Origin of the sequence: Pseudomonas sp. (genome assembly GCF_048269965.1) — a bacterium.
Lineage (GTDB): Bacteria > Pseudomonadota > Gammaproteobacteria > Pseudomonadales > Pseudomonadaceae > Aquipseudomonas.
Genome location: NZ_JBLWTV010000001.1, coordinates 83627 through 101754, shown reverse-complemented (window position 1 = coordinate 101754; position 18128 = coordinate 83627). Strand labels below are relative to the sequence as shown.

20 protein-coding genes are annotated in these 18128 nt (G+C 63.8%); 12 read left to right on the top strand and 8 right to left on the bottom strand.

Annotated features, from left to right (window positions below):
• Positions 1 to 140 precede the first annotated feature (140 nt).
• The 6 genes from ACN0X6_RS00480 to ACN0X6_RS00455 all read right to left on the bottom strand — a co-directional run bounded on the left by ACN0X6_RS00480 (position 141) and on the right by ACN0X6_RS00455 (position 4016).
• Entirely contained in the window at positions 141 to 473 is a 333-nt protein-coding gene (locus ACN0X6_RS00480) for a YnfA family protein (protein ID WP_417701197.1), read from the bottom strand.
• Positions 474 to 626: 153 nt separating this feature from the next.
• Complete coding sequence (locus tag ACN0X6_RS00475) at positions 627 to 1055, bottom strand: hypothetical protein (RefSeq protein ID WP_021488323.1); 429 nt, start codon at positions 1053 to 1055, stop codon at positions 627 to 629.
• A gap of 74 nt (positions 1056 to 1129) precedes the next feature.
• Entirely contained in the window at positions 1130 to 2293 is a 1164-nt protein-coding gene (locus ACN0X6_RS00470; RefSeq protein WP_417701195.1) for a CynX/NimT family MFS transporter, read from the bottom strand.
• A gap of 100 nt (positions 2294 to 2393) precedes the next feature.
• A complete protein-coding gene (locus tag ACN0X6_RS00465; protein ID WP_417701194.1) occupies positions 2394 to 3206 on the bottom strand; it encodes an SDR family oxidoreductase in 813 nt (270 codons plus the stop codon).
• Between the two features lie 105 nt (positions 3207 to 3311).
• Positions 3312 to 3680: a DUF2784 domain-containing protein gene (locus ACN0X6_RS00460; RefSeq protein ID WP_417701192.1), complete on the bottom strand. Its 369-nt coding sequence runs from the start codon at positions 3678 to 3680 to the stop codon at positions 3312 to 3314.
• 6 nt (positions 3681 to 3686) lie between these two features.
• On the bottom strand, positions 3687 to 4016 hold the full coding sequence (locus ACN0X6_RS00455) for a DHCW motif cupin fold protein (RefSeq protein WP_417701190.1): 330 nt from the start codon (positions 4014 to 4016) through the stop codon (positions 3687 to 3689).
• Between the two features lie 192 nt (positions 4017 to 4208).
• Between ACN0X6_RS00455 and ACN0X6_RS00450 the strand changes: the two genes are divergently transcribed.
• From ACN0X6_RS00450 to ACN0X6_RS00435, 4 genes are all read left to right on the top strand, one after another.
• On the top strand, positions 4209 to 4433 hold the full coding sequence (locus ACN0X6_RS00450) for a DUF2061 domain-containing protein (RefSeq protein WP_417701188.1): 225 nt from the start codon (positions 4209 to 4211) through the stop codon (positions 4431 to 4433).
• 151 nt (positions 4434 to 4584) lie between these two features.
• Positions 4585 to 5883: a serine/threonine protein kinase gene (locus ACN0X6_RS00445; protein ID WP_417701186.1), complete on the top strand. Its 1299-nt coding sequence runs from the start codon at positions 4585 to 4587 to the stop codon at positions 5881 to 5883.
• 13 nt (positions 5884 to 5896) lie between these two features.
• Entirely contained in the window at positions 5897 to 6646 is a 750-nt protein-coding gene (locus ACN0X6_RS00440) for a VacJ family lipoprotein (protein ID WP_417701725.1), read from the top strand.
• A 109-nt stretch (positions 6647 to 6755) separates the two neighbouring features.
• On the top strand, positions 6756 to 7610 hold the full coding sequence (locus ACN0X6_RS00435; RefSeq protein WP_417701184.1) for a pirin family protein: 855 nt from the start codon (positions 6756 to 6758) through the stop codon (positions 7608 to 7610).
• 105 nt (positions 7611 to 7715) lie between these two features.
• On the opposite strand, the gene ACN0X6_RS00430 is transcribed toward ACN0X6_RS00435, so the two are convergent.
• Both ACN0X6_RS00430 and ACN0X6_RS00425 read right to left on the bottom strand, forming a co-directional pair.
• Complete coding sequence (locus tag ACN0X6_RS00430) at positions 7716 to 8897, bottom strand: patatin-like phospholipase family protein (protein WP_417701182.1); 1182 nt, start codon at positions 8895 to 8897, stop codon at positions 7716 to 7718.
• 35 nt (positions 8898 to 8932) lie between these two features.
• Positions 8933 to 9865: a lipid A biosynthesis lauroyl acyltransferase gene (locus tag ACN0X6_RS00425; protein WP_417701180.1), complete on the bottom strand. Its 933-nt coding sequence runs from the start codon at positions 9863 to 9865 to the stop codon at positions 8933 to 8935.
• A gap of 215 nt (positions 9866 to 10080) precedes the next feature.
• Here ACN0X6_RS00425 and minC point away from each other — a divergent pair, with 215 nt between their 5' ends.
• The 8 genes from minC to ACN0X6_RS00385 all read left to right on the top strand — a co-directional run bounded on the left by minC (position 10081) and on the right by ACN0X6_RS00385 (position 17696).
• On the top strand, positions 10081 to 10809 hold the full coding sequence (gene minC / locus ACN0X6_RS00420) for a septum site-determining protein MinC (RefSeq protein WP_417701179.1): 729 nt from the start codon (positions 10081 to 10083) through the stop codon (positions 10807 to 10809).
• Positions 10810 to 10909: 100 nt separating this feature from the next.
• Positions 10910 to 11725: a septum site-determining protein MinD gene (gene minD / locus ACN0X6_RS00415; RefSeq protein WP_160020711.1), complete on the top strand. Its 816-nt coding sequence runs from the start codon at positions 10910 to 10912 to the stop codon at positions 11723 to 11725.
• On the top strand, positions 11722 to 11976 hold the full coding sequence (gene minE / locus ACN0X6_RS00410; protein WP_003241592.1) for a cell division topological specificity factor MinE: 255 nt from the start codon (positions 11722 to 11724) through the stop codon (positions 11974 to 11976). The genes minD and minE overlap by 4 nt, the downstream gene beginning before the upstream one ends.
• Before the next feature lie 142 nt (positions 11977 to 12118).
• Positions 12119 to 12754 (top strand): RluA family pseudouridine synthase, encoded by a 636-nt coding sequence (locus ACN0X6_RS00405; protein WP_061241862.1) that lies wholly within the window; start codon positions 12119 to 12121, stop codon positions 12752 to 12754.
• Positions 12755 to 13045: 291 nt separating this feature from the next.
• On the top strand, positions 13046 to 13750 hold the full coding sequence (locus ACN0X6_RS00400) for an ABC transporter ATP-binding protein (RefSeq protein ID WP_417701177.1): 705 nt from the start codon (positions 13046 to 13048) through the stop codon (positions 13748 to 13750).
• Positions 13751 to 13758: 8 nt separating this feature from the next.
• Entirely contained in the window at positions 13759 to 14961 is a 1203-nt protein-coding gene (locus ACN0X6_RS00395) for an ABC transporter permease (RefSeq protein ID WP_417701176.1), read from the top strand.
• Complete coding sequence (locus tag ACN0X6_RS00390; RefSeq protein WP_417701175.1) at positions 14954 to 16441, top strand: TolC family protein; 1488 nt, start codon at positions 14954 to 14956, stop codon at positions 16439 to 16441. The genes ACN0X6_RS00395 and ACN0X6_RS00390 overlap by 8 nt, the downstream gene beginning before the upstream one ends.
• Complete coding sequence (locus ACN0X6_RS00385; protein WP_417701173.1) at positions 16431 to 17696, top strand: HlyD family secretion protein; 1266 nt, start codon at positions 16431 to 16433, stop codon at positions 17694 to 17696. Before ACN0X6_RS00390 ends, ACN0X6_RS00385 begins: the two co-directional genes overlap by 11 nt.
• The last annotated feature ends 432 nt before the right edge of the window (positions 17697 to 18128 follow it).

Genomic DNA, 18128 nt, shown 5'->3' with positions numbered 1-18128 from the left:
CTTTTAGTGTTGAAAACACCCGAGCTGTTGGCTCGTTCGTGCTGGGGAGAATCTTGGCGAGGGGTTATTTCAGCTCAGTTGCTGATATATAAAGATTTGATGACAGCGGAACTTTTTTACTTCCTATGCTTATAAGCAGATCAGGAGGCATGCAGCCGCGGCCCCAACAGGATGAGGGTGGCGCCTGCCAGACACAGCGCTGCGCCCAGCCAGTCGCTGAGCATGGGCCGGGTCTTTTCGATCAGCGCCAGCCACACCAGCGAAGCGACGATATACACACCGCCATAGGCGGCATAGGCACGACCGGCGAAGGCGGCTTCGACGCGGGTCAGAATCAGGGCGAACAACGTCAGGCTGAGCAGCCCCGCTGCGATCCACCAGGCACTGCGATCGAGCCGCAGCCACATCCAGAAGGCGTAGCAACCGGCGATCTCGAACAAGGCCGCCAGCACAAACCACAGATAGTTGATCATTCTCGCCTCCTAACAGGCCGTTGAAAAACTACCTGCGTTGACAATACTGCGTTAAAAACGGCCTCAAAATGCTCATTTAGAACACCTAAACTGCGCTTTTTCGGCCATTTTTGCCTTGTCTTGCCTGCCTCGCCTACGTTTTTCAACAGTCTGCTAACCGCGCAAGGCACCCTCGCGCTCCCAGGCGCAGCGCACGCGTAACCCCCCCTCCTGCGGGCTGTGAAAGCCGCTATCGGACTCCCAGCGGAAGGTGTGCATGCCATTGAGTTCGGTTTCCAGGTGCACAACCGCGCTGGCCCAATATAGGCGCTTGAGCAGCGCCTCGAAGGCTTCGATCCACAGGTTCCACTCGTACTCGATCGCGCCATAACTGGCACCGAAGTGGATCACCTGGGTCTGGTAGAGCCCGGCACCGGGCAGGTCGCAGAAGGAGAACATCTCGCGGCCGAGAAACGGCCAGAGCTCGCCGGCCGGCAACTCGGCCAGCACGCCATGGTTGGTTTCACGGCGCAGGCGACGCAACTCGGGATCATCCGAGGGCCAGTCGCGGATGCAGCCATAGACGATGGATTCGGACTCCACACCGGCACTCCTGAAAAAGCAGAACGCCTTCTAACACAGCACGCCTGGGCAAGAAAGGAACTGCTGCCAATTCTTCAGCGAGCCTGGCGTCGGCTCCGGCCCAACCGCCAGGCCACCAGCGTCATCACCAGTGCCAGCGCGGTGAGCACCGCGAACGGCAGACGATAGCTGCCGGACAGATCCCGTGCCAGCCCGGTGAGAATGGGCGTCAGGCAACCCAGGCTGTAACCGGTGAACAGCATCATCGCCGTCCAGCGGCTGACCGCCAGTGGCGAGCCGGCTTCGTACAGCGGCAGCACCAGCGACAGGGCAAAGGAGCCGCCCAGCGAGAAGCCCAGGATCAGCGCCCATAATTCCGGCAGCAGACGCGGCATGAAGGTGACCATCGCCAGGCAACCACAGGTGACGGCCCCGCACGCCAGCAACAGTGGATAGCGCGCATTGTAGCGCTGCGCCAGCCAGGGCAGCAGGAACGAGCTGGGCAGCCCCATGAGCATGGCCAGACTGAGCAGCGAGTTGCTGCGCAGCATGCTCAGCCCGGCCTCGTGATAGCGCGCTACCGCCCAGGTCGCGATGGCATAGAACAAGCCCGCCTGAATGGCGAAGAAGCAGCTGATCAGCCAGGCGCGCGGCTGCCGCCAGGGCAAACCACCGCCCTCCTGCTCGTCAGCGGCGCTGGCCTGATTGGGCAGCCACAGCCAAAGCATCACCCCGAACAACGCCGGCGTGGCCCACACCGCCAGGCCCAGGTGCCAGGCATCGCCAAACAGCGCCGTAGCCGGAGCCGTGAGCACCGCACCGCCAGCACCGCCGATGGCCATGCCCAGTGAATACCAGCCCACCACACGGCCCATCTGGCTGGCGAAGTGGCGTTTGATGAAGCCCGACAACAAAGGCCCGGCAACCGCGATGGCAGCGCCCAACGCGATGGCGCTGCCGATCAGCACCACGCTCTGGTGCGCAGCCAGACGCGCCAGCAGCGCCAGGCCAATGAGCCCAAGGCAAAGCACGATGGTGCGCTCCAGGCCCCAGCGCATGGCCAGACGCGGCGCCAAGGGCGCGAGCAGGCCCATGCACAGCACCGGCAGGGCGGTGGTCAGGCTGATGAAGCTGCGGCTCAGCGACAGCTCTGCGGCGATGCGCTCGATCAGCGGCGCGAGGGAAGTGATGCCGGGGCGCAAATTGATCGCCGCCAGCACCAGGGCCACCAGCAACAGGGCCCGAGGGACTGGTTTCACGAATTATCCGAGGTCATTACGGCAGGCAGGCCGGGGCGGCCACCCTACCCCTGCAGGCCATGCCAGGCAAGCCTGCAGGTGCAAATAGCTGACCTTGTGGTCAGCTGGCGGTTTTGGCCTTGCCACGCATTTTCTCGGCCATGCTGGCCATCTCGTCGTACAGCGCCTGCGGATTCTTCTGCTTCAGCGCCCAGGCCATACGACCCATTTCGTGCGGCAGGATCATGAAACTGCCCTTGGCCATCTCATCGTGGATGTAACTGGCGATATCAGCCGCGCTGATCGGTGAGCTTTCCAGCAACTTGCCAACCTGCGCCTTCATCGCCGGGGTCGGGCCACGGAAGGAATCCAGCAGATTGGTCTGGAAGAACGACGGGCAGACCACATGCACGCCAACCTCCAGTTGACGCAGCTCTACCAGCAGACTTTCCGACAGCGCCACCACGCCGGCCTTGGCGACGTTGTAGTTGCTCATGCCCGGCCCCTGCATCAGCGCGGCCATGGAGGCGATGTTGACGATCTTGCCCTTGCTCTTTTCCAGCAGCGGCAAAAATGCCTTGCAGCCTTTGACCACGCCCATCAGGTTGATCGAGATCTGCCAGTCCCAGTCCTCCAGCGACAGCTCGCTGAAGAAGCCGCCGGACGCGACACCGGCGTTGTTGACGATGACGTCGATGCCAGCGAACTGCTCTTCGCAGGCTTGCGCCAGAGCGGTCAGCTGGCTGTAGTCACGCACGTCGCAGCGCCGGGTGAAGCCGTCGCCACCGGCCTCGCGTACCAATTTCAAGGTTTCGCTCAGACCGCTCTCGTTGACGTCGGCCAGCGCCAGTCGCCAACCCTCGCGCGCCCAACGCAGGGCAATTTCGCGTCCCAGGCCGGAGCCCGCGCCAGTGATCATCATGCGGTTTTGCATAGCGGCCCTGCCTTAAGTGTCTGGTTGCAATGGCTGCCAGTGTAGCGAAGGCAATAAAGCTCCCGCGCCTTCATCAGACTTATGAATAGGCTGGGCAAATCGCGATCAAGCCTTGTTGCGCCAGCGCCAGATCAGCCAGGCGTAAACGATCAGGTTGACCAGCACCACGATCGCGCCCAGCCAGAGTTGAATCCGCGGCGTGAGTTCGGCCGGATAGATCAGCGGGATCAGGTAGTGCTCGATGAAGCCGCCCTCATAGCCCGCCTGCCCGGCCATTCGGCGCAGCTGATTCTCCCAGGGCGTCAGCGGGCAACCCAGATGCAGACACTCCACGACGATGCCCCAGGCCACAGCAGGCAGGTGCAGCCAGATCAAACGCGGCCAACGCAGCGCCAGCAAGCCACCCAGCAGCACGAACAGGATGAAGCCCAGATGCACCAGCACCAGAGCGTCGGCAGCCATGCGCCAGAGCATCGCGGCTCAGTCCACGACGAACAGGCGCGCGCCGGGCGTTGTCGATGAACGATGGGCCTCGGCGCCATCAGCCACCTGATAACTCATACCGGGCTTTAGCACGAATACCCGACCATCCTCGAGTTCGGTGCTCAGCTCCCCTTCCAGGCACAACAGCACATGCCCTTTCTGACACCAGTGGTCGGCGAGATAGCCCGGTGAATACTCGACCATACGCACACGCAGCGCACCGAACTGACAGGTGCGCCAACGTGCCACGCCACGTTCACCCGGATGTTCGGTCGCCGGTATCGCCGTCCAGTCCGTCACGCCAAAGGGAATATCACTGATCTGCATCGCCCGACTCCATCGAAATAGAGCGCCACCTTAACGCAGTCACCCTGGGGCGAAAAAAATAGAAAGAAACTCTCAATGAAAAATAATCAATTGAGCAAGACTATCAAAACCATGCAAAGGCCACATTTCCCGACACTGAAGAACAGGACTAGCCTCTCCCTCATGACGAAATGATTCTCAACGAGGTGCATCATGCTCAAGACACTGACCTTTACCATCATGCACTTCTGCATCGCCTTCGCCGTCACTTACGCGCTGACCGGCAGCGTCGCGGCCAGTAGCCTGGTGGCAGCGATCGAACCGCTGTGCAACTCGGTGGGCTTCTACTTCCACGAGAAGGTCTGGCAACGACTCGAGCGCCGTGCCCAGCCGTCGGCAGAGCGTCCCAAACATGCCTGGCTGCACCATCACGCCTGACTGAAAAAGCCGGTAAACGGCCGAGCGTGAGGAGCGCCTGCTCAAATTACTCAAGTTTCCCTGCGATAAGTCAGGATAGTCTGGCACTTTGCCCAGCTTGTTGCTGTCATAAGCCAGCTATTCAATCCAGACGTCAAAAGGGACTTAGCACATGCCCAGCCTTGCCCGACTCGCCGCCTTGCTCGGTGGCCTGGCCTTCTGTGTCTCAGCGATGGCCGCCGATGTGGATGCGCAAAGCTACGGCTATCCACTGGCCAACCCGTTCGAAGCCACCATTGCCACCACGCCGCCCGAGCTGCGCCCCGAACTGCCGGCCGATGGCGACATCAGACAACGCGACTACTCGGTGCGCCTGCGCCCGGACCGCGAGTTCGAGTTGCTGGACAATTTCTGGCCGGTAACCAAACTGCGTTACCGCCTGGCCCAGCAGAACGGCCGGGCACCGCTGATCTTCATCATCGCCGGCACCGGCGCACACTACGCCAGCGGCACCACCGAGTACCTGAAGAAGCTGTTCTACGGCGCCGGTTTCCACGTCGTGCAGCTGTCATCGCCGACCAGCTACGACTTCATGGCCGCAGCCTCGCGTTCTGCCACGCCGGGCTACAGCCCGGACGACGCCGACGACCTGTACCGCGTGATGCAGGCCGTACGTGCCCAGCACCCGAAGCTCGACGTCAGCGAGTTCCTGCTGACCGGTTACAGCCTCGGCGCGTTGCATGCCGCCTTCGTCAGCCAGCTCGATGAAACCCGCCGCGCCTTCGATTTCAAACGCGTGCTGCTGCTCAACCCGCCGGTCAACCTCTACACCTCCATCACCAACCTGGACAAGCTGGTGCAGACCAGGGTCCAGGGCATCGACAACAGCACCAACTTCTATGACCTGGTGCTGGAAAAGCTGACCCGCTACTTCAATGACAAGGGCTATCTGGATATCAACGACGCCATGCTCTATGACTTCCAGCAGTCAAAAGAACGGCTCTCGGACGAACAGATGGCCATGCTGATCGGCACCTCGTTCCGCTTCTCGTCTGCCGACATCGTGTTCACCTCGGACCTGCTCAACCGCCGCGGCCTGATTACCCCGCGCGACTACCGCATCACCGAGAGCACCAGCCTCACGCCGTTCTTCCAGATGGCTCTGCGCTGCGACTTCGATTGCTATATCGCCGAGCAACTGATGCCCATGTGGCGCGCTCGTCACGATGGCGGCAGCCTCAACCAGTTGGTCGACAAGAGCAGCCTGTATGCACTGGAGGACTACCTCAGAGGCAGCGACAAGGTCTCGGTGATGCACAACGCAGACGACCTGATCCTCGGCCAGGGCGACATCGGCTTCCTGCGCCGCACCTTTGGCGACCGCCTGACCCTTTACCCGCGCGGCGGGCACTGCGGCAACCTCAACTATCGCGTCAACGCCGACGCCATGCTGGAGTTCTTCCGTGGTTAAACACAGCACGCTTATCATCGCCCTGCTGCTGGCCAGCGGGCAGACACTGGCCGAGGGCCAGGTCGACGCCGACGGTTTCACCAATCCGCTGCAGAATCTGCAGTTCAACCCTGGGCTGGATCAACAGGAATTCGAACGCGCCTCCAGCGACGCCCTGCAGGTCTATGACCCGCTGGAGTCGTGGAACCGCCGCGTCTACCACTTCAACTACCGCTTCGATCAGTGGGTGTTCCTGCCAGTGGTCGACGGCTACCGCTACGTCACGCCGAACCTGGTACAGAGCGGCGTCCACAATTTCTTCAACAATCTCGGCGAGATCCCCACGCTGGCCAACAGCCTGCTGCAGCTCAAGGGCCAGCGGGCGATGAACAGCACCGCGCGACTGCTGTTCAACACCATCCTGGGTGTCGGCGGTATCTGGGACCCGGCGACGAAAATGGGCCTGCCCCGATCGAGCGAAGACTTCGGCCAGACCCTGGGCTACTACGGCGTACCCGCTGGGCCTTACCTGATGCTGCCGCTGCTCGGGCCGTCGAACCTGCGCGACACCGGTGGGCTGGTGGCGGACTACGGCCTGGAGAATGCGGTCAATTACCTCGATGTGGCCGACGCCAGTCGCAGCAATCCCGGCATCAGCGCCCTGCGCATCGTCGACACCCGTGCCAATACCGGCTTCCGCTATGGTCAACTCAACTCGCCATTCGAGTACGAGAAGATCCGCTACTTCTATCACGAGTCGCGCAAGCTGAAGATTGCCGACTGACCCTCGCCCATGCATCGATTTTATCGATGCATGGGCCGTAAATTTTCCACCCAAAGATCGATTCTATGCGAATAGCATGGCGTCATTCCTACCCTTCAAGGACCCCGCCATGACCTCGCAACGCCGCGTCATCAGCATCCAGCCTGGCCAACCCGCCTCAGACGGCGCCGGTGTACGCCTCAACCGCGTGATCGGCGGGCCAGGCCTGGAACGTTTCGATCCGTTCCTGATGCTCGACGAGTTTTCCACCGACAACCCCGACGACTACATCGCCGGCTTCCCGCCGCATCCGCATCGCGGCTTCGAAACCATCACCTACATGCTCGAAGGGCGCATGCGCCACGAAGATCACCTGGGCAACGTCGGCCTGCTCGGCAGCGGCGGCGTGCAATGGATGACGGCTGCACGCGGCATCATCCACAGCGAGATGCCCGAGCAGGAGTCCGGCGCCATGCGTGGTTTCCAGCTCTGGCTCAACCTGCCGGCCAAGGACAAGCTGGGTGAAGCGGGCTATCGCGACATTCCCGCCAGCGACATCCCACGCATCAGCACGGCGTCCGGCGCCGAGGTGGTGGTGATCGCCGGTGAATTCGATGACGGCGAGATTCGTCAGGCCGGCGCCGTGCAGCGTCCGCACACCCAGCCTCAGCTGTTCGACCTGAACCTGCCGGCCGGCAGCCAGGTTTCACCGCGCCTGGCCGATGGTCAGCGGGTCATGCTCTACGTCTACCAGGGTTTGCTGGAGCTGCCGGGGGCCAGCGCCCAACCGGTCAGCGCCGGGCGTCTGGTGCGGCTATCCGACGAGGGTGAGCTGCACCTGGCCAGCCCCCATGGCGCGCGGGTATTGCTGATCGCCGGCACACCGCTGAACGAGCCCATCGTGCAGTACGGACCGTTCGTGATGAACAGCCGCGAGGAAATCGAGCAGGCACTGCGCGATTTTCGTGACGGCGCGCTGGCCTGAAACACCAGAGCCGACCAGCCGCAGGGTGCGCCGCGCGTACCGCCTGCCACCAGGGAAACCACCCGGTGCGCGCCGCGCACCCCAGCGCATCTCAAACAATGCGACTCAGGCAGACTGCGCCACTTCGGCCAACCCAAGAAAACGGCAGAGGTCGGCCTTGCGCGCCATCGCATCCTGATAGCCCAACTCGATCAGCTCACTGCAATAGCCGGGCTCGAACAGCAGGTAACTGAGCACGCCCGCCCCGCCGGCCTTGGTCGCCCCCGGGCCGCGCAGAAACAGGCGCAGCGCCTTGGGCAGCTCACGCTGATGGCGGGCGGCGATCTGATCCAGCGGCTGGCTCGGCGCGATCACCAGCACGTCCACCGGGTTCAACCCCAACCCACGGGGACGCTGCTCCGGCGGCACCAATGCGCTCATCTGGTTGAGCCGTTCGAGCAGCTCGATATCGGTTTCCAGATTGTCGATGAAGGTACTGTTGAGCATGTGTCCGCCGATCTGCGCCAGGCTCGGCGGCCGGGTGCTCATCACACGCGGCAGTTCGGCATCGGTTTCGAGCTGGGCATTGCCGCTGACACCGATCACCAGCACGCGGCTGGCGCCCAGATGCAGCGCCGGGCTGATCGGCGCCGCCTGGCGCACCGCACCGTCGCCGAAATATTCGCGGTTGATCTTCACTGGCGGAAAAATCAGCGGGATCGATGCGCTGGCCAGCAAATGGTCGAGCTGCAGACGTGTCGGTACACCGACGCGACGATGGCGGAACCAGGGGTCGATCGTGGCGCGGCCCTGGTAGAAGGTCACCGCCTGACCACTTTCGTAGCCGAAGGCCGTCACCGCGACCGCTCGCAGCTGGCGCTGACGCACTGCGGCGGCGATGCCGGAGAAGTCGAGTTCGCGCGCCAGCAACTCGTGCAACGGCGAACTGTCGAGCAAGGCCACCGGAACATCGCGGCCCAGGCCGAGCAGGCTATGGCCAACGAAGCGCGCCGCCTGACGCAGCACGCCCGGCCAGTCGCTGCGGTACACCATATGGGTGTGAAAGCCTTGCCAGACCGAGGTCAAGCGCCGCACCGCCTCGCCGAACTGCAGCGCGCCACAGGCCAGGCCAACGGCATTGATCGCCCCGGCCGAGGTGCCGACTATCACCGGAAAGGGATTGCGCGAGGCGTCCGGCAGCAGATCGGCGATGGCTGCCAACACCCCGACCTGATAGGCCGCCCGCGCTCCACCACCGGAGAGAATCAGCCCGGTGACGGGCTCATGGGGGCGGGCAACTGCTGTCATCGGCCAATCCTGATTTTCTGTTGAGTATAGGTGCGCTACTTGCGCTTTCCGTACAGCTTCGCTTCGCCCTCGGGGCGCGTCTTGAAACGCCGGTGCGCCCACAGGTATTGCTCGGGACAGGCACTGACCACCTGCTCGATCCACTGGTTGATGCGCAGGCAATCGGCCTCTTCGCTTTCACCGGGAAAGCCTTCGAGCGGCGGATGGATCACCAGACGATAACCGCTGCCGTCAGCCAGACGCTGCTGGGTGAAAGGCACCACGCGCGCCTTGCCCAGGCGGGCGAACTTGCTGGTGGCAGTCACCGTCGCCGCCTGAATGCCGAACAGCGGCACGAAGATGCTCTGCTTGCGGCCGTAGTCCTGATCCGGCGCGTACCAGATGGCGCGGCCGGCACGCAGCACCTTGAGCATGGCGCGAATGTCCTCGCGCTCGATGGCACTGGCATCGAGGTTGTGGCGCTCACGACCACGACGCTGGATGAAGTCGAACAATGGGTTGTCGTGCTCGCGGTACATGCCATCGATGGTGTGCCGTTGACCGAGCAGCGCCGCGCCGATCTCCAGGGTGGTGAAGTGCACCGCCATCAGGATCACGCCCTGCCCCTCGGCTTGCGCCTGCTGCAGATGCTCGAGGCCCTCGATCTGTGCCAGTCGCGCCAGACGCGCCTTGGGCCACCACCAGCTCATGGCCATCTCGAAGAAGGCGATGCCGGTGGAGGCGAAGTTGTCCTTGAGCAGGCGCTCGCGCTCGGCAGCACTCTTGCCGGGGAAGCAGAGTTCCAGATTGCGCGCGGCGATCTGCCGGCGCGAGCTTGCCGTGCGGTACATCAGCCAGCCCAGCGCCCGCCCCAGTTTCAGCTGTACGCCATATGGCAACTGCACCACCAGCCACAACAAGCCAAGGCCCAGCCACAGCGGCCAGAAGCGCGGATGAAGAAAACAGGCGCGAAAGCGGGGGCGATCCATGAGACGTTTCCGATCACTTGCAAAGCCGCGCATTCTAACGCAGTTTTCCCGGCCGGCTCGCTGACAGCGCTGCCGCAGCGCAGATCGCGACAGCGAATCGACAGCCAGGTCTTGACCCGCCGCGGCCTCGCTGACGCACGCAGCTTGCGGCATGCGGGCGATGTCGTTATAAGTCCGGGCATCTTTCGACTCGCCAGAAGGCCCATCGCACCACCATGAGCCAAGCCGACCTCCTCGCCCAAGACCCCGTATTCCAGCTCAAGGGCAGCATGCTCGCCATCACCGTGATGGAACTGGCGCACAACGATCTCGAGCGCCTCGACGCGCAACTGACGGAAAAAGTCGCCCAGGCCCCGGCCTTCTTCAGCAACACGCCACTGGTGCTGGCGCTGGACAAACTGCCGGAAGGCGAAGGCGAACTGGATCTGGCCGAGCTGATGGCCGTCTGCCGCCGCCATGGCCTGCGCACCCTGGCCATCCGCGCCTCGCGCGAAAGCGACGTCGCCGCTGCCGAAGCCATGGATCTGCCGGTGCTGCCGCCGTCCGGTGCACGCGAACGCCTTCTCGATCCAGCGCCAAGGAAAATCGAAGAGAAACCGGCCGAACCCGAGCACAAACCCAGCCGCATCATCACCAGCCCGGTGCGCGGCGGCCAGCAGATCTATGCCCAGGGTGGCGATCTGATCGTGCTGGCGCCGGTCAGCGCCGGGGCGGAACTTCTCGCCGATGGCAACATCCATGTTTACGCACCCATGCGTGGTCGTGCCCTGGCCGGCATCAAGGGCAACAACAAGGCACGGATTTTCTGTCAGCAAATGGGCGCCGAAATGTTGTCGATCGCAGGCCATTACAAGGTTGCCGAAGACCTGCGCCGCGACCCGCTGTGGGGCGATGCAGTGCACGTCAGCCTGTCGGGTGACGTGTTGAACATCACCCGTCTTTAACGGATACTGCGGCCACTTTTTACGGACACAAAAAGGGCATCTGGAAGCCTCGATTGGCCTCAGATTCCCGCGTTATCTTCATTTTTTGGGGTGAATCACCTTGGCCAAGATCCTCGTAGTCACTTCCGGCAAAGGTGGCGTCGGTAAAACCACCACCAGCGCTGCCATCGGCACCGGTCTCGCCCTGCGCGGCCACAAGACCGTCATCGTCGACTTCGACGTCGGCTTGCGTAACCTCGACCTGATCATGGGCTGCGAACGCCGCGTGGTGTACGACTTCGTCAACGTCGTCAACGGCGAAGCCACCCTGACCCAGGCCCTGATCAAGGACAAGCGCCTCGAGAACCTGTACGTGCTGGCCGCCAGCCAGACCCGTGACAAGGACGCGTTGACCCTCGAAGGCGTCGAGAAGGTCATCACCGAGCTGTCGCAGAATTTCGAGTACGTGGTCTGCGACTCGCCAGCCGGTATCGAGAAAGGCGCACACCTGGCGATGTATTTCGCCGACGAAGCCATCGTCGTGACCAACCCGGAAGTGTCCTCGGTGCGTGACTCCGACCGCATGCTCGGCCTGCTGGCCAGCAAGTCGCGCCGCGCCGAGAAAGGCGAAGAGCCGATCAAGGAACACCTGCTGCTCACCCGTTACAACCCCGAGCGCGTCACCAAGGGCGAGATGCTCGGCGTCGAAGACGTCGAGGAAATCCTCGCCATCCGCCTGCTCGGCGTGATCCCCGAGTCCCAGGCCGTGCTCAAGGCATCCAACCAGGGTATCCCGGTCATCCTCGATGACCAGAGCGATGCCGGCCAGGCCTACAGCGACGCAGTCGATCGCCTGCTTGGCAAGGAAGTCGCGCACCGCTTCCTGGATGTGAAGAAGCAGGGCTTCCTGCAGCGCCTGTTTGGAGGTCGAGAATGAATATTTTTGACTTCTTGCGTTCGCGCAAGAAGGAAACCACCGCATCCATCGCCAAAGAGCGCCTGCAGATCATCGTTGCCCACGAGCGTGGTCAGCGCAGCCAGCCGGACTACCTGCCTGCCCTGCAGCAGGAGCTGGTGGAAGTGATCCGCAAGTACGTCAACATCGAATCGGATCAGGTCCAGGTCGCACTGGAAAACCAGGGCAGCTGCTCGATCCTGGAGTTGAACATCACCCTGCCGGATCGTTGATCGATCCTGGCTAGGCTCACGGCGGCTTCGGCCGCCGTGTTCGTTTGTAGCAACACACACCTGTAGGAGCGGATTCATCCGCGAAGCTTCTACAGGCCAACAGCATCGCGGATAAATCCGCTCCTACACCAGCCCATACACCATGCCGCTAAGCCAGATCGAAATTCTCCACCAGGACGCCGCCCTGCTGGTGATCAACAAGCCCACCCTGCTGCTGTCGGTGCCCGGCCGCGCCGATGACAACAAGGATTGCCTGGTCACCCGCCTGCAGGAAAACGGCTACCCGGAAGCGCGCATCGTGCATCGGCTGGACTGGGAAACCTCCGGCATCATCGTCCTGGCCCGTGACGCCGACAGCCACCGCGAGCTGTCGCGCCAGTTTCACGACCGCGAAACCGAGAAGGCCTACACCGCCCTGTGCTGGGGCCAGCCGCAGGCCGACAGTGGCAGCATCGACCTGCCGTTGCGCTACGACCCGCCGACCAAACCACGCCATGTCGTCGATCATGAACTGGGCAAGCATGCACTGACCCACTGGCGCATCGTCGAGCGTTGCGGCGACTGGTGCCGGGTCGAACTCACGCCCATCACCGGCCGCTCGCACCAACTGCGCGTGCACATGCTGTCCATCGGTCACCCGCTGCTGGGCGACCGCCTCTACGCCCATGAGCAGGCCCTGGCCGCCCATGAGCGCCTGTGTCTGCACGCCAGCATGCTCGCCCTCACCCACCCGCAAACGGGCGAACGCATGCGCTTCGAGTGCCCCGCGCCGTTCTGATCCGCCGCCGGCGTCGAGGGCAGCCCGCTGCCCTCATCCAGCCCCTGTCTTGGCATGCTCACCCGCTGCACAGGCAGTGTGAGCATCGGTAACACTGCCCGCGCGAACCAGAAGAAAGTTGGCTTTACAGACAAGCCAGCGCTGCCAATCCTGCTATCGGGCATGGCCCTGTTGCGGCCGCTTTCAGAGGGACGACTGCCCTTTGATTTCCCGGAGGCTTCGGCGCCAGGAAATGCCTGACAAGGCGATGCTCAGTGGTTCATCGACATGGACGCAGGCAGTGGCATCGGGATGCTCGAAAACAATAACGAAGAACAGCTCATCCAGTTGCAGCACATTGGCAAGCACTACCGGCTTGCCGACAAGACGCTGCCTGTCCTCAACGACGTCTGCCTGCGGATCGCGCACGGGGAAAGCTGCGCCATCCTCGGCAGCTCCGGCTCGGGCAAGAGCACCCTGCTCAACGTGCTCGGCCTGCTCGACCTGCCCGATAGCGGCAACTACCGCCTCAATGGCATCGACGTCGCCCAGGCCAGTCCGGACCAGTTGGCCGCCCTGCGTAACCAACTGATCGGCTTCGTCTTCCAGAGCTTCAACCTGCTTCCCCGCCTCAGCGCACTGGACAACGTCGCCTTGCCCCTGACCTATCGCGGTATCGCGCCCCGCCAGGCGCGCGAGCAGGCGCACGCCATGCTCGTCAGGGTCGGCCTGGGCGAACGCAGCGAGCATCGCCCTGCCAGCCTGTCCGGTGGGCAGCGCCAGCGCGTGGCCATCGCCCGCGCGCTGGTCGGCAAACCTGCGCTGATTCTCGCCGACGAACCGACCGGCAACCTCGATGCCAGCACGGCTCAGGAGATCATGGCGCTGCTGATCGAGCTCAACCGCGAGCAAGGCGTCACGCTGATCGTGGTCACCCATGACCCTCTGATCGCCAACCGCCTGGCGCGCCGGGTCGAGGTGCATCAGGGGCTGCTGCGCGAGGCCGGCGCAGCATGAGCCTGAGCATGCCATTCAGCAGCGGACCGAGCGCCGCACAGATACTGCTCGAGGCGCTGAACAGCCTGCGCATGCTCGGTCGGCGTTCCTTGCTGGCCCTGCTGGGCATCGTCATGGGCAGTTGCTCGGTGGTGGCCCTGCTCAACATCGGCGGCAATGCCGCAGCGCAATCGATTGCCATCTTCCGCAACCTGGGCAGCGATACCCTGGTGCTGCAGCTGCCACCACAACCCACCGGGCGCGACGGCCTGCCCCTGCGTCTGAGCGTGAAAGCGCTGGGCCGGCAAACCCCGGCCGTCGCCAGCCTGTCCCCGGTCATGACCTATGGCGCAGCGGCGATCTTCCACGGGCGGGTCGGCAACGCCAACATCATCGGCGCCGACCCGGCACTGTTCGAGGCCGCGCGCCTGGAGATCGCCAGCGGTCGGTCGCTGTCGGAGTTCGACCGCAAGGAAGCCTATGCGGTCATCGGCGCCTCACTGGCACAGGCCCTGAGCCTGCCGGATGATCCGCTGCAACCGGGTGACCAGCTACGCCTGCAGTCCTATCAATTCAGGGTCATCGGCATTCTCCAGGAAGGGGCCCCCGGCATGCTCCTGCCGTTCAATGCCAACGAAACGCTGTTCATCCCCATGGAGGGCATGACGCGCATCAATCCCGTGCCACAGATCAGCCACGTCGTGGCCCGCGCCAACAGCGCCGAAGCAGTCATCCAGGCCGGCGAGCAACTGCGCCAGGCTCTCGCCCAGCGCATCGCTGGGGATGCTCCGGTTACCCTGATCTTCGCGCAGCAGATCCTCGAGGGCATGCAACAGCAGATCCGAACCTTCAGCTACCTGCTGGCAGCGCTCGGCGTCGTCTCGCTGATCGGTGGCGGTGTGGGGGTGATGAACGTGATGCTGATGAACGTCAGCGAACGCCGCCGCGAGATCGGCGTGCGCCTGGCTCTGGGCGCACGACGCAGAGACATCCGCAACCTGTTCCTGGTCGAGGCCGTGGCCTTGACCAGTGTGGGCGCGCTGCTGGGCGCGGTCCTCGGCATGGCGGGCGGCTGGGGCTATGCGCAGCTGTCTGGCTGGGCATTCTTTCTGGCCCCCGGCGCGCTGCCCCTGGGCATCGGCAGTACGCTACTGGTCGGCCTGTTCTTCGGTCTGCATCCGGCCATCGCCGCTTCACGCCTGCAACCGGTAGAGGCGCTGCGCGATGAATAGGCGACTGGCACTCGGCGCGCTCCTCATCGTCACCCTCAGCGCTCCCGCACAGGCATGGCGGGAAGAGCCCTTGCGCCCTTCGGCACCCAGCATGCCCACCCCCGCGCCCGCCGAACTGCTCAGTGAACAGATGGCCGACCTGTCGCTGGTCGACGCGGTGTTTCTCGGGCTGCGCAACAACCGCTCGATCAAGAGCGCCTATCTCTGGCGCATTGCCGACAAGTTCGACCTGCGGGTAGCGGAGGATGCGTTCAATCCCAAACTGTACCTCTCCAACAGCTACCGAGCCTCGCGGGGGCATGCCGATCGCCAGCGTGCGGGTCAGTTCGGCGCCACAGCGACCGTGCTGGGAGAATATGGCACCGTGGTCAGCCTCGGCTGGAGCAAGTTCCACTCGCAAGCCGACCAGGCAGGCTGGCGCCGCAACGACGGCGTCGACTTCAGCATCATCCAGCCGCTGCTGCGTGGCGCAGGGCGCGACGTCACCACCGCGCCACTGCGACTCGCGCAACTGACCGAAGAGGCCAACAGGCTCGGCCTCAAGGCCGGCATCTCGCAGACCGTCGCGGCGATCATCTTCGCGTACCGCGAGCTGCTGCGAGCCCAGGAGCAACTGGGTATCGCCAGGGCTGCCCTGCAGCGCTCGCAGGAGCTGCTGAGCGTCAACCAGGCGATGATCGAGGCCGGGCGGATGGCGCAGTTCGAGGTGGTGCAGACCGAAGCCAGCCTGGCCAGCCAGGAGCTGGGCGTCGAGGAAGCGGCCAATCTGGTCGACAGCAGCCGCCTGGAGCTGCTGCGCCTGCTCGCGCTGGACCTCTCTTCGCCCGTGCGGGCAACCGACACCCTGCATGCAGAAGCGATCGAGATCGACCCCGGCCAGGCCATCAGCCTGGCCGAGCGACAGCAGCCCGACTTTCTGCGCCAGTTGATCATGCGCCAGCAGGCGGACATCAACCTGCTGGTCGCCAAGAACCAGAGCCTCTGGGATCTGTCGCTCGAAGTCGGCGCCAATCAGGCCAGAGATCGCTACGGCTCGACCTATGGCAATGGCGCAGATCGCAGCTGGGACAGCTATGCCGGCATACGGCTCGACATCCCCATCGGCGATCTGAGCAGACGCCAGGGGGAAGTACATGCCCGGATCAACGTCGAAGATCAGCAACTGCAGTTGGCCGACGCCAGGCAGGCACTGATCCGCAACGTCAAGGACGTCATACGGGATGTAAGCACCCGCTGGCGCCAGTACGAAATCGCCCAGCGTGGCGTGGAACTGTCCAAGCGCAAACTGGCGATCGAACGCGACAAGCTGGCCGTCGGGCGCTCCAGCAACTTCCAGGTGCTGAGCTTCGAAAGCGATCTGCAGAACGCCGAGAACGCTCGTCTCAGCACCCTGATCGCCTACCTCAACGCGCAGACGCAGCTGGACCTGACCCTGGGCATGACACTGGAAAGCTGGGACATCATTCTCAATGACCACTGAGCGCAAACACTGGCGCCTGTCGCGCCTGATGATCACCGGACTCGCACTGCTGGCGGGCATCGCAGCGCTGTCGTTGCAGGTACAGCCACGCGCCACTGCCGAACCAGCCTCCGGGCAGTGGCTGGCCGTGCAACCGAGCGATCTGGAGCACCGCATCGGTCTGGTCGGCCGCATCGAGCCAGCGCGCACCATCAGCATCAATGCTCCGTTTGGCGGCAACATCGCCAACAACCGCGTTGCCCCCGGGCAACGGGTCGTCAAGGGCGAGCGTTTGCTCAGCATGGATGCCAGCGAGCTGAAGGTGCAGGTGCGTGATGCCCTTGCCACGCTGCTCAAGGCCCGTCGCACGGTGCGCGAACTCGAGGACTGGGAGGCGGGACAGGATGTCAGCCGGGCGCGGCGCGCCTTGCGCAGCGTGCAGATGGGCCTGGACGGCAACGAACAGAAACTCAAGGACACGCGCTCGCTGCATGAACGAGGCATCGTGGCCCGCAACGAGCTGCAAGAGCTGGAACGACAGACACAACTGCAGCGCATGGACCTGCAGGCCGCAGAAGCGGAGCTGCAAGCCGTGCTCGAACGCGGCCGCGGCGAGTACCGGCAGATCGCCGAGATGGAGCTGGCCAATGCCGAGGCCAAGCACGCGGCCCTGAGCCGGCAGCTGGCCTCGGGGGAGATTCTCGCGCCGTTCTCCGGCATCGTCGTGCAGGCCCCCGGCATAAGCGCCGAAGAGGCAGCCAAGGGCCCGCTGCAGACCGGCAGCCGCGTCAGCCAGGGCCAGCCCCTGTTCGGCCTCGCCAGCATCGAGGGACTGCGCGTCATTGCCCGAGTCGCCGAACTGGACGTCAACCAGCTGAACGAAGGCCAGCCGGTCGAGGTTACCGGCGACGGTTTCGATGACCAGCACCTGCAAGGCGAGGTCATGGCAGTGGGCGGCCAGGCCCTCGGCGGTAGCGTGCCCGGCGGCAGCTCCCAGTTCGAAGTCGTGGTGAGCATCCCGGAACTGGATCAAGTGCAGATGCGCCGGGTCAGGCTAGGCATGAGCGCCAAGCTGAGCATCCTCACCTATCACAACCCCGCAGCGCTGGTGGTGCCCGCCGCCGCAATGCGTCGAGCCGGGGACAAGTGGCTGCTCGACTACCGCAGCGCCCCCCAGCATCCCGTCAGCGTGATCGAAGTCGAGGCCGGACGCTCGATGCCTGATGGGCTGGAAGTCTTCGGGCTCGAGCCCGGTTACGTGCGCGTCCCCAACTGATCGCACCGCCCCCATCCATTGGTATGGATCGGCGACAGGCGGTGTGTACCTTCTTCCCGGCTACTCAGAGTTGATCGATCGGTCAGCAGCCCAACCCATCCTTGGCTGGGGTTTTCTTTCGCCCCGGAAGATTACCTTAGAGGCAGACAACGAGCTCGCCGACTGCACCGCACGGTCTGCCTATCGCTCGACGCGTACGGCCCGGCCACCAACATGACGGGGAGCTTGAACCAGATGGAACTGCTCGCTAGGCAACTCTTCATCCGCGCCCGTTTCCTGCCCGGGCGAAATCCCGTCACGCCTCGGCAGGCTGCTGTCACCCAGTCCATTTCTTCAGCCATTGCACCCGGCAAGAAACAAGGACGTTTCACCGCGATTCGGCGAACGTTTGCTTCGCCTGCAAAACAGCCAACTGCATGCACATGGCGACAC

Bases quoted from the DNA above. Each gene is read 5' to 3' on its own strand.
- ACN0X6_RS00480 (WP_417701197.1), bottom strand. From the start codon at position 473: ATGATCAACTATCTGTGGTTTGTGCTGGCGGCCTTGTTCGAGATCGCC.
- ACN0X6_RS00465 (WP_417701194.1), bottom strand. From the start codon at position 3,206: ATGCAAAACCGCATGATGATCACTGGCGCGGGCTCCGGCCTGGGACGC.
- ACN0X6_RS00460 (WP_417701192.1), bottom strand. From the start codon at position 3,680: ATGCTCTGGCGCATGGCTGCCGACGCTCTGGTGCTGGTGCATCTGGGC.
- ACN0X6_RS00455 (WP_417701190.1), bottom strand. From the start codon at position 4,016: ATGCAGATCAGTGATATTCCCTTTGGCGTGACGGACTGGACGGCGATA.
- ACN0X6_RS00450 (WP_417701188.1), top strand. From the start codon at position 4,209: ATGCTCAAGACACTGACCTTTACCATCATGCACTTCTGCATCGCCTTC.
- ACN0X6_RS00445 (WP_417701186.1), top strand. From the start codon at position 4,585: ATGCCCAGCCTTGCCCGACTCGCCGCCTTGCTCGGTGGCCTGGCCTTC.
- ACN0X6_RS00435 (WP_417701184.1), top strand. From the start codon at position 6,756: ATGACCTCGCAACGCCGCGTCATCAGCATCCAGCCTGGCCAACCCGCC.
- ACN0X6_RS00430 (WP_417701182.1), bottom strand. From the start codon at position 8,897: ATGACAGCAGTTGCCCGCCCCCATGAGCCCGTCACCGGGCTGATTCTC.
- ACN0X6_RS00425 (WP_417701180.1), bottom strand. From the start codon at position 9,865: ATGGATCGCCCCCGCTTTCGCGCCTGTTTTCTTCATCCGCGCTTCTGG.
- minC (WP_417701179.1), top strand. From the start codon at position 10,081: ATGAGCCAAGCCGACCTCCTCGCCCAAGACCCCGTATTCCAGCTCAAG.
- minE (WP_003241592.1), top strand. From the start codon at position 11,722: ATGAATATTTTTGACTTCTTGCGTTCGCGCAAGAAGGAAACCACCGCA.
- ACN0X6_RS00405 (WP_061241862.1), top strand. From the start codon at position 12,119: ATGCCGCTAAGCCAGATCGAAATTCTCCACCAGGACGCCGCCCTGCTG.
- ACN0X6_RS00400 (WP_417701177.1), top strand. From the start codon at position 13,046: ATGCTCGAAAACAATAACGAAGAACAGCTCATCCAGTTGCAGCACATT.
- ACN0X6_RS00395 (WP_417701176.1), top strand. From the start codon at position 13,759: ATGCCATTCAGCAGCGGACCGAGCGCCGCACAGATACTGCTCGAGGCG.
- ACN0X6_RS00390 (WP_417701175.1), top strand. From the start codon at position 14,954: ATGAATAGGCGACTGGCACTCGGCGCGCTCCTCATCGTCACCCTCAGC.
- ACN0X6_RS00385 (WP_417701173.1), top strand. From the start codon at position 16,431: ATGACCACTGAGCGCAAACACTGGCGCCTGTCGCGCCTGATGATCACC.